Annotated in this window: 11 protein-coding genes and 1 tRNA gene; 9 read left to right on the forward strand and 3 right to left on the reverse strand. The window is 63.9% G+C overall.

What is annotated here, in order from left to right:
• From B2Z70_RS02180 to B2Z70_RS02205, 6 genes are all read left to right on the forward strand, one after another.
• Positions 1-336: ABC transporter permease (locus B2Z70_RS02180; protein WP_292980469.1), on the forward strand; the 336-nt coding region annotated here is incomplete at its 5' end.
• Positions 337-399: 63 nt separating this feature from the next.
• Positions 400-1,584, forward strand: a complete 1,185-nt coding sequence (locus B2Z70_RS02185; protein WP_009801734.1) for an aspartate aminotransferase family protein — start codon at positions 400-402, stop codon at positions 1,582-1,584.
• 26 nt (positions 1,585-1,610) lie between these two features.
• Positions 1,611-2,594: an Hsp33 family molecular chaperone gene (locus tag B2Z70_RS02190; protein ID WP_040612512.1), complete on the forward strand. Its 984-nt coding sequence runs from the start codon at positions 1,611-1,613 to the stop codon at positions 2,592-2,594.
• Positions 2,594-3,091: a GrpB family protein gene (locus B2Z70_RS02195; protein WP_009801732.1), complete on the forward strand. Its 498-nt coding sequence runs from the start codon at positions 2,594-2,596 to the stop codon at positions 3,089-3,091. The genes B2Z70_RS02190 and B2Z70_RS02195 overlap by 1 nt, the downstream gene beginning before the upstream one ends.
• 229 nt (positions 3,092-3,320) lie before the next feature.
• A complete protein-coding gene (locus tag B2Z70_RS02200; protein WP_292980473.1) occupies positions 3,321-4,139 on the forward strand; it encodes an ABC transporter permease in 819 nt (272 codons plus the stop codon).
• Positions 4,140-4,143: 4 nt separating this feature from the next.
• Entirely contained in the window at positions 4,144-4,899 is a 756-nt protein-coding gene (locus B2Z70_RS02205; RefSeq protein WP_292980474.1) for an ABC transporter ATP-binding protein, read from the forward strand.
• On the opposite strand, the gene B2Z70_RS02210 is transcribed toward B2Z70_RS02205, so the two are convergent.
• Both B2Z70_RS02210 and apaG read right to left on the reverse strand, forming a co-directional pair.
• Positions 4,896-6,353 carry a TrkH family potassium uptake protein gene (locus tag B2Z70_RS02210; RefSeq protein ID WP_009801728.1) on the reverse strand — a complete coding sequence of 486 codons (1,458 nt, stop codon included), beginning with the start codon at positions 6,351-6,353 and terminating at the stop codon, positions 4,896-4,898. The genes B2Z70_RS02205 and B2Z70_RS02210 overlap by 4 nt on opposite strands.
• Positions 6,354-6,371: 18 nt before the next feature.
• On the reverse strand, positions 6,372-6,764 hold the full coding sequence (gene apaG, locus B2Z70_RS02215) for a Co2+/Mg2+ efflux facilitator ApaG/CorD (RefSeq protein WP_009801727.1): 393 nt from the start codon (positions 6,762-6,764) through the stop codon (positions 6,372-6,374).
• A 182-nt stretch (positions 6,765-6,946) separates the two neighbouring features.
• Between apaG and B2Z70_RS02220 the strand changes: the two genes are divergently transcribed.
• From B2Z70_RS02220 to B2Z70_RS02230, 3 genes are all read left to right on the forward strand, one after another.
• Positions 6,947-7,966: a 2'-deoxycytidine 5'-triphosphate deaminase domain-containing protein gene (locus B2Z70_RS02220; RefSeq protein ID WP_292980477.1), complete on the forward strand. Its 1,020-nt coding sequence runs from the start codon at positions 6,947-6,949 to the stop codon at positions 7,964-7,966.
• A gap of 62 nt (positions 7,967-8,028) precedes the next feature.
• A tRNA-Gly gene (locus tag B2Z70_RS02225) sits at positions 8,029-8,102 on the forward strand.
• Positions 8,103-8,189: 87 nt separating this feature from the next.
• Entirely contained in the window at positions 8,190-8,849 is a 660-nt protein-coding gene (locus tag B2Z70_RS02230; RefSeq protein WP_292980479.1) for a YqaA family protein, read from the forward strand.
• A 68-nt stretch (positions 8,850-8,917) separates the two neighbouring features.
• Here the strand turns inward: B2Z70_RS02230 and B2Z70_RS02235 are convergent.
• Positions 8,918-10,270 (reverse strand): glycosyltransferase (locus B2Z70_RS02235; protein WP_292980481.1); only part of this gene is annotated, 1,353 nt, incomplete at its 5' end.

A 10,270-nucleotide genomic window follows, 5' to 3' on the forward strand; every position in this document is an offset into this window, starting at 1 on the left:
GGCCTGTCCGCCGCGGCGATGATGTCGATGATCGGCCTGATCGCGGGGCTGTGGGCGGAGAAGTTCGACCATCTGGCGGTCATCACCAACTTCATCATCATGCCGCTGGCCTTCCTGTCAGGCACCTTCTACTCGGTCGAGATCCTGCCCGAGCCCTTCTACACGATCAGCCATGTGAACCCGGTCTTCTTCATGATCGACGGGTTCCGGTACGGCTTCATCGGCGCCCATGACAGCCCGCTTCTGATCGGCGGCCTTGTGGTTCTCGCCATCAACGCCGCGCTCCTGATCGCCTCCTATCTGCTTCTGCGCTCAGGCTGGCGCTTGAAGAGCTGACGCGTCTGGTCCTAGATCAGCGCATTCATATTTTTCACCCCCTTTCCACCCAGGGAGCCTTTCATGCCCAAGCCGTTGATGGACACCTATTCGCCGCCCAATCTTGATTTCGAGCGCGGCGAGGGCGTTTACCTGATCGAGAAGAGCGGTGAGAAATATCTCGACTTCATCTCGGGCATTGCGGTGAATGCGCTCGGGCACGCCCATCCCAAGGCTGTGGCCGCCTTGAAAGAGCAGGCCGACAAGCTCTGGCACACCTCCAACATGTTCCGGGTGCCGGGGCAGATCGAGCTGGCGGAGAAATACTGCCGCGACAGCTTCGCCGATCGGGTGTTCTTCACCAATTCCGGCACGGAGGCGGTGGAATGCGCGCTGAAATCGGCGCGGCACTATCATTTCGCCAACGGGCGCCCGGACAAGTACCGCATCATCACCTTCACCGGCGCCTTCCATGGCCGCTCCTATGGCGGCATCAATGCGGGCGGCAATCCGAAATACCTCGAAGGCTTCGGCCCGGCGATGGAAGGCTTTGATCAGGTCGAGTTCGGCGATCATGACGCACTGAAAGCCGCCATCACCGAGGAAACCGCCGCCATTCTGGTGGAGCCGGTGCAGGGCGAGGGCGGTGTGCGCGCCATCCCCGATGTGTGCCTGCGCGGCCTGCGCGAGCTGTGCGATGAACACGGGCTTCTGCTGATCTATGATGAAGTGCAGTGCGGCGCGGGCCGGACCGGCAAGGTCTGGGCGCACGAATGGGCGGGATCCGCACAGCCGGACATCATGGCGGTGGCCAAGGGCGTTGGCGGCGGCTTCCCCATGGGCGCCTGCCTGACCACGGACGCAGCGGGCGCGCACATGGTCGTGGGCACGCACGGTTCGACCTTTGGCGGCAACCCGCTCGCCATGGCGGTCGGTAATGTGGTGTATGACGAGCTGACCCGTCCGGGCTTCATGGACGAGGTGGTCGATATCTCCAACAAGCTGCGCCAGGCGCTGTCCGGTCTGGCGGACGAGCATTCCGACAAGGTCGAGGAGCTGCGCGGACGCGGCTTGCTGATCGGGCTGAAGCTCAAGGACGGCTACGGCAACCGCACGCTTGTCGGCAAGGCGCGCGATCACCATCTGCTCATGGGCGCGGCGGGAGACAATGTGGCTCGCATGGCTCCGCCTCTGATCATCAATGAAGACCATGTGCGTGAAGCAGTCAGCGCTCTCGACAAGGCGCTTGGCGAGCTGCAGCCTGAGTAACAGACAAGCGGAACGAGACGGAGCGTATGACGGATAGCATTTCTACTCCTGGTCCCGATGAACTGGGCGCCGGCGATAATATCGTTCTTACGTTCCAGCTCGAAGGGTTAAGCGTGCGCGGTCGGTATGTCCGGCTTGGCGAGACCATGGACAAGATGTTGTCCGCGCACGATTACCCGCGCTCTGTCGCGCGTCTGGTCGGCGAGTGCGCTCTTGTGGCGATCCTGATCGGGGATTCCCTGAAATTCGATGGCCGGCTGATCGTCCAGGCGAGCGGGCCGGGCTCTCAGGGCCAGAACATTGAAGGCAATGGCGCCGTCAGCTTCGTGGTGGCCGATTTCGTGCCGGGCGAGGGCGTCAGGGCATACGCCAAGTTCGACCCTGACCGCGTGCAGGCGCTCGAAGCCCAGGCCGACGGGCCTCTGGGCCCCATCGACCTTCTGGGCAAGGGGCACTTCGTGATGACGATCGATCCGGGCGAAGGCATGGAGCGCTATCAGGGCGTCACCGCGATCGAGGGCGACACGCTGGCGGCCAGCGCGGAGCATTATTTCGCCCAGTCCGAACAGGTGCCGACCCGATTGCGTCTGGCGATCGGTCAGCAGGTGCTCGATGGCGGTGAAACTGTCTGGCGCGCCGGCGGCGCCCTGATCCAGAAGCTTGCGGGCGATGACAGCCGTCCGTCTGATGCGGAGGATTTCGAGCATGTCCTGGCGCTGTTCAATACCGTCGAGGACGCCGAGCTGATCGATCCGGATCTGACGGCGGGCCGCGTGCTCTATCGCCTGTTCCATGAGGATGGGGTTCGGGTGCAGGCCGAGCGCGAGGTCAAACGCTATTGCACCTGCGGTCGCGCTCGTCTGGCCCAACTTCTGGCGCGTTTTCCTGCTGATGATCGGGAACACATGGCCAAGGAAGACGGTTCCATCGAGATGACCTGTGAGTATTGCAAGAGCGAATGGCGCTTTACGGCGGAAGAAATCGACGCCTCCGCCAAAGCGAACGATTGATGGGTGAGGACGCAGCGGTTTTTCAGCTCAGTCCGGATCCGGCCGATGCGCGACGTCGCGCCGAGGCGGCGTTCGAAACCTGGCGGCGTCAGCACGGGCGCCAATTGCCTCGCACAGCCCGGATCGATCATGTGGGCTCGACCGCAATAGAGGGGTGCGAGACCCGCGGTGATCTCGATATCGCGGTGCGCGTTCCCGAAGACGCCTTCGGCGCCGCCCGCGATTATCTGGACCGGACCCACGCCGCCGACACTCAAGCGGCTCGCCGCAAGGGCTATGCGGCCTTCACAGCGCCGGGTTATGCGCTGGAGGTCGGCGTGCAGCTGGTGGTGATGGGGGATGAACAGGACCGGCTTCTGGACTTTCGGGACGCCCTGACCAGCGACCGGGCGCTTCTCGCGCGCTATAACGCTCTCAAGCGCGCCTACAGGGGGCGTGAAATGGCCCGGTATCGCGAAGCCAAGGCGGCCTTCATCCGGGATATTCTCGATACGTGATCAGAAGAGACTTTTAGGCTCCGCAACGTTGCATGGCGGCGGTGGACACACGGGCGCTTCAGGTCCATTAATGCGATCTCGAACTGACTGTTTTTCAAGCAAAGCGGTTCATTTGCGTTGTGCTGACAAAACCCTCCGGGCGTGGCGCTATGTGAATTGCCAAGCTTGGACGATCACGACGCGTTGGCACTGGATTGTCTGCGTCACTATTAATTCTTAGGGTCGACGAGTGTCCGCGCCTTACTTTTACCGATCCAACTCCAATGCTCTCGCCGACGCCCTTTTCGATCTCCGGGAGGGCCTCGAGCGCCATACGCTATGGGTCAATCTGGGGCTCCAGGAGGTGAAACAACTCTATCGTGGCTCCCTTTTGGGTGCGGCATGGATCGTGGTGTCCTTCCTGATCTTTGGGGGCGGGCTGATCTGGTTCTTTGGCGCTCTGAGTTCAACTGAAGCCTCCTGGTTCGCCGCCTACCTTCTGATCGGTCTCTGGGTCTATCAGTTCATCGCAACCGCCATCACAGGCGCCTGTACGGTGTTCATCGCAGCTGAAGGCTGGTTGAGATCTCAACGGCTTCCAATGAGTTTGTTCGCCTACAAGCTGACATTCCGGAATGTCTTCAATCTCGCGCTGACCGGAATTTCGGTCGCCTTAGCACTTATCTACATACGGCATCCACTGACCTGGGGCGCGCTCTGGGCCATCCCTGGGGTGATCACCATCATATACACCTCGGTCTGGGTCACCTTGTTGCTGGGTTTCGCTACGGCCCGGTTTCGGGACCTCCAGCACATCGTCACAACCGTTATGCGTTTTGCTTTTCTAATGACCCCCGTGCTCTGGGTGGCGGATGAGCTGGGCGCGCGGGGCCGGTTCGCCAATATCAATCCGCTGACGCATTTCATCGCGATTGTGCGTGAGCCGCTGTTAAACGGTCAGGTGGTTATGTTCCACTGGTGGGTGGTTCTGGCAATAAGCCTTATTGGCTCGCTCATTACTTTTGCGGTGTTTGCCCGCTTCCGTCGCGACTTGATCTTCTGGTTATAGCGCCATGGCTCGTGTTCTTCTTCGCAATGTCGACGTGACTTTCACGTCCCGCCGCGTCAAGCCGAAGGGCGTGGAAGGCGCACAGGCCAGCGAGGACCGGGTCTCGGGCGGTCTGATCGAGCGTCAGGGCTCTACGCTGAACGTGCGCGCAATCCGCAACATGTCGCTCCTGCTCAAGCCGGGGGACCGGCTGGGCGTGGTTGGCCGGAACGGGGCGGGCAAGACGACCTTGCTGCGCACGATCGCCGGCATCTATCCGCCCAAGCGTGGGCTGGTGGCTGTGGATGGCCATATCGCCACCATGTTCAATATCGGGCTCGGCATGAATATGGATGCGTCCGGCTATGAGAATATCCGGCTGGCCGGGATCGTGGCGGGCAAGACCCCGCGCGAAATCGAGGGCATGGCCGAGGACATCATCCGTTTCACGGGCCTTGGCGATTATCTCGACCTGCCGATCCGCACCTATTCCCAGGGCATGGCCATGCGGTTGAAGTTCGCCTGCGCCACGGCCTTTGACGCCGATATCCTGTTGTTTGACGAATGGCTCGGGGCGGGGGACGCCGGGTTCCAGACCCGCGCCAAGGAGCGGCTGGACGACATGGTCAAGCGCTCGCGGATCATGGTTCTGGCCACCCATAACGTCAAACTCATGCAGGCGGTCTGCAATCAGGCCATCCTGATGCATGAGGGCGTGATCGTTCATCGCGGACCGGTGGATGAGGTGATCGAGCGATCCAAGGCTCTGGGCGCGTCCTAACCGCGCCAGAAGCGCGGCGCCAGCAGAACGAAAATCACCATGATCTCCAGACGGCCAATGATCATGTTGGCGGTCATCACCCATTTGGCGGGCGCCGGCAGGGTCTGGAAGGAGCCGGCCGGGCCAATGATGTCGCCCAGCCCCGGCCCCACATTGGCGAGGGTGGTGGCGGCGCCTGTCACCGCGGTCACCGGGTCCAGCCCCATCAGGCTGAGGATCGACGCGCTGACCCCGAAGGTCAGGAAAAACAGAAAGAAGAAGCCGAGCACCGAGCGCACGGTCTCGTCCGGCACCGTCTGATTGCGATAGCGGATGGGTTTGACGGCGTTCGGGCGGGCGTACTGGGCGATATAGGCGTTCATCGCCGAGGCCGCGATCTGATAGCGGAAGATCTTCACCGAACAGCTGGTCGAGCCCGCACAGCCGCCAATGAACATCAGCACGAAGAAGATGCCGGCTGCGCCCCCGCCCCAGAGCCAGAAATCCGTGACGGCATAGCCTGTCCCCGTCAGGACCGAGACCGAATTGACCGCCGCCAGTCGCCAGGCGGGCAGATGGGTGTGGTCGTGCGGATCATGGATGACCAGCCATGCCGTCAAGAGAACGGTGGCGGTGAAGGCGACCATCAGGAAGGCCCGCGCCTGCGGGTCAAAGATCAGAAGGTCAGGCCGTCCTTGCGCCGCCCTCAGAAACAGTACGAAGGGCAGGCCGGCCAGCACCATGAACACCAGCGCCACGATGTCCGCGCCGCCCTCCGAAAAGGCGCCGATCGAGCTGTCATGGGTGGAGAAACCGCCTGTGGCCACCGTCGTCATGGCGTGATTGATGGCCTCGAAGGGCGTCATCTCCGCGCCCAGATAGGCCAGGAAGCACAGGAAGGTCAGGACCAGATAGATCACGCCGACCGCCGCTGCGATCTGTCCGGCGCGCGGCAGGGCCTTCTCGGACTTGTCAGAACTTTCAAGCCGGAAGAGCTGCATGCCGCCAATCCCCAGAAGCGGCCAGATCGCCATGGCGGTGACGATGATCCCCACCCCGCCAATCCATTGCAGGATCGAGCGCCACAAGAGGATGCCGGCCGGCAGGTCCTGCAGTCCGGTCAGGACCGTGGCGCCCGTGGTGGTGATGCCGGACGTCGCCTCGAACAAAGCGTCCGTCCAGCTGATGTCGAGGCCTGACAGCTTCAGCGGGATGGCGGCGGCCACCGACAGGACAATCCAGGCGCCGCCGGTGAGCAGAATGGCGCCGCGCGGGGTGATGTCCTTGGCGGTGCCGCGGCCCATCAGCGTCATGATCCCGCCCAGCGCCAGCCCCAGCCCGCCGGCGCCGAAAAAGGCGTGCGCGGCCTGGGCGTCGTCATGCAGGTCCGCGATCGCCGGTGCGAACATGGCGGCGGACAGGCTGGCGAGCATGACGCCCAGCACGAACAGAACGGTGCGGCCAGATGCGCTCACGGGGTGCCTCGCAGCCGCTTAGTGCAGGGTGACGGTGTTGTAGGGAGAATCGAGCGCGAAGCCGGGAATGACGGCCTCGAACTTGTCTCCGCTTTCGGTGCGCATGGCGTAGCAGCCGCGCATGAAGCCGGAGGGCGTGCGCAGGGGCGCGCCAGACGTATAGGCGAACATCTCGCCCGGCTCGATATGGGGTTGCTCGCCCACAACGCCGGGCCCGCGCACGATTTCGGTCTGGTTGAAGGCGTCCGTGATGCGCCATTCCCGACTCATCAGCTGCACGGTCTCTGCGCCCTTGTTCTCAATCTCGATCGTATAGGCCCAGACATACCGGCCTTCTTCGGGCTCTGACTCCTCCTCGAGAAAGGCCGGGCGCACGCGGATCAGAATGTCCCGGGTGACTTCTTCATACATGGGCGGCCTTCCTTGGTGAGCTCGCAAGCATCAGACCCAGATAGACGTCCGGGCTCAAGCAAAATAGTGCCCGGACGCAGCCACGCGCTTGTGCGACAGTGGCGCTTGCTGGACAAGGCCGGGTTCTAGCGCGGACACTCTGTGCGCTGAAATGATTCTGTCGCCAGCCGGATTTTGATCTGATGACCCTCGCCCCCGGCATTCTGCCTGACCGCGCCCTTCTTGACGCTCTCGCTCAGGGCTGGATCCGTTCCGGCGTTGATCTGGAACCGGGGCAGATCCAGCCCGCGAGCCTGGATCTGCGTCTGGCGCGCCGGGCCTGGCGATTGCGCGCGAGCTTCCTGCCGGGCCCCGAGCGCACGGTCACCGATTGCCTTGATGATGACGTCGTCATGCACGAGCTCGACCTTGAGGGCGGGGCCGTGCTGGAAACCGGATGCGTCTATCTCGCCGAGCTTCAGGAAGGCCTGAGCCTGCCCGAGGCCGTCGCCGCCTTCGCCAATCCCAAAAGCTCGACCGGGCGGCTGGATGTCTTCACCCGCGTGATCGGGGATCGCTCCAGCGCCTTTGACCAGGTGTGCGCGGGCTATGACGGCCCGCTTTACGTTGAGATTTCCCCGCGCACCTTCTCGGTGCTGGCCCGGCCGGGCGACCGGCTGGTGCAGGTTCGCCTGCGCGCCGGTGAGATGACGGCGCTCGACGCGGTGACGCTGTCGGTCGATCTCAAGGCCGGGGAGGGCGAGCCCGTCGGCTATCGCGCCAAGCGCCACAGCCCGCTGGTGGATCTTGTAAAGGTCGGCGCGCACGATCCCGAGCGCTTCTGGGAGCCGATCTACGCCCCCAATGGCCGCATCGTGCTCGATCCCGGCGAGTTCTACATCCTGTGTTCGCGCGAGGCCGTCAGCGTGCCGGTGGATCAGGCCGCCGAAATGGCGCCCATAGCGCCCGAGATCGGTGAGTTTCGCGCCCATTACGCCGGCTTCTTTGATCCGGGCTTCGGCGTCGATGCGGCGGGCGGAGCCGGGTCTCGCGCCGTTCTGGAAGTGCGGGGCCGGGATGTGCCCTTCATCCTCGATCATGGTCAGGCGGTCGCCCGCCTCGTCTATGAACCCATGTCGTCAGAGGTAAAAACCCCCTATGGCGTGGCCGGATCGAACTATCAGGCCCAGGGCCTCAAGCTCGCCAAGCATTTCAAGAGCTGAGCGCCTCTGCGCCAGAGCGCTTGTCGCTGACCGGCAATCTGGTAAGAACATTTCAGCGCCTTGCGGGTGTAGCTCAATGGTAGAGCGAGAGCTTCCCAAGCTCCAGACGAGGGTTCGATTCCCTTCACCCGCTCCATGCTTTCCCTGACATTGTCGTTCCGAGCTTCGCCCTGCGGCGACACGACCGGGTGCTTGGTTAACGCTTGCGGTGTAAGTCCGTCTCATGAGCGAGACCCAAGCGCCTTCCAAACGCCCCATGAGCTGGCGTCGCCGGATAAGGATCTGGCGGGCAAGGCTCGACCGGGCGGCAAGGGGCGCCTGGGCGCTGCCGGCGCTGTTTGCGGGCTCGGTGCTGGAAAGCACGCTTCTGCCCTGGCCGATCGAGTTTCCCTTGCTGGCCTACATGTTGCGCGGCCGCCGTCAGGTGGTCGAGGCGACGCTGGTGGTCACGCTGGGGTCGGTGCTGGGCTGTGTGCTGAGCTATTGGGCGGGGCGGCTGGCGCTCGATCTGGCGGCGGAGTTCATCAGTGCGCGCCCCGATCTGGCCGTATCGCTGGAAGGCGCGCGAGATCGGATCGACGCCTATGGCGCGTTCGCCGTGGGCCTGTCCATGCTGTCGCCGGTGCCGGTACAGCTGAGCTCGTTCGCGGCGGGGGCGGCGCAAATCCCGGCTCTGCTCTTTGTCGTTGCGGCGCTGATCGGGCGCCTGATGCGTTATGGCGCGATGGGCGTGCTGATCTTCCTTTTCGGCCAGCGCGTGCTCTGGGCCTGGGCGCGGCTTCCGGTCTGGCTGCGTCAGATGGCCCTGCTGGGCGTGCTGATGGTGTTCGCAGTGATGATGGGGGCGGCCATCTATCTGGTTGCAGGCGCGCCTAACGCATGAGGCGCTGACCGGTCTCGAGCCCGAACAGGCTGAACACATGGGTCAGCAGCATCAGAAAGAACACCCCGCTAATCAGGGCGAGGGGCGTCCACGGAATAAGCCGCGGCTTGAGCGGATTTGAGGGCTTGCCGCTGCGCCAGGCGGCGAGCGCGAACAGGGCGGCTGCGACGGCCATGAGCAGGAGCGTAAGGGGAAGCGTCATCGGGCGTTTCTCTGCGGGCGCGGGAAACGCCGTGCTGGGTCTTGTCCCACAGATAAGGTTGGCGCGGCAGTTCGCGCAAGGCCTTGAGCGCGGCGGGCGCCTGCAACAGCCAGTAGGCGGGCATGGACAGCATGTGTGAGAGCCGGGGCAAAAAGCCCGCGCGAAGGGCCGCGACGCCTGCGCAGATCATGGCCGAGGCATAGGCGCACGTCATGAGGGCCGCTCCCACGGTCCAGAGTGCGCTCCAGCCGGGCGCGAGGGCCAGCACGAGCGCTCCCGCCCCCATCATCAACAGGGACGGGGCATGGATGAGGGCGCTCATCATGTTGGCGAGCACGGTGAAGGTCAGGCTCGTCACCCCGCCCCAGCCCAGCGCGTCCACCAGCCCTCTGGGATCGCGCATATGCACCAGCCAGGTGATGAAATGCCCCTTGAGCCATCGGCTGCGCTGATGCGTCCAGGCCCTGAGTGTGATCGGCGCTTCCTCAAGCGTGCCCGGCGCGACAAGACCGGCGCGCCAGCCTGATCGCGCCATTCTGAAGCCGAGATCGGCGTCTTCAGTCACATTGAACGGATCCCAGCCGCCGCACGCCACAAGCGCGCTCTGGCGAAAGATATTGCTGGTGCCGCCCAATGGCAGGGGCCAGCCCAGCCGCGCCAGCAAGGGCAGAAGGGCATTGAACTGAGTGGCGTATTCAAGCGCGAACTGGGCCGTCAGCCAGTTTTCGGTGCGATTATACCATCCCAGCGGCGCCTGAATGATGCCCAGCCTGTCATCGGCGGCGAAGCATTCGGCGGCCTGACGCAACTGGTCGGGATGAGGCGCGTCTTCAGCGTCATAGACAGCGACCAGTTCGCCGCGGGCCGTCTGCAGCGCCACATTCAGCGCACGCGGCTTGGTCATCGGGCCAAGCGGGGGCAGCACGACCACGCGCAGGGCCTTGCGGCCCGCCAGCGCCCGGGCGGCGGCGCGCGTGGGCTGGTCATGGGCTTCAAGCGCCAGGATGATGTCGAGCTTGCTGCGCGGATAGTTCAACCGGGACAGGGCGGCGATCAGTCCCGGCAGGACCCTGGCCTCGTCATGAAGGGCGACAATGACGCTGATGACGGGCAGGTCCTGATCCGACACTGTGGTGCGGTCTGCATAGCGCGGCGGCATGATCGCGGCGGCGATGCGCAGGGCGCTGGCCCCCGCCACACTGAGGGCGGCGATCAGATA

Origin of the sequence: Oceanicaulis sp. UBA6590 (genome assembly GCF_002433705.1) — a bacterium.
Lineage (GTDB): Bacteria > Pseudomonadota > Alphaproteobacteria > Caulobacterales > Maricaulaceae > Oceanicaulis.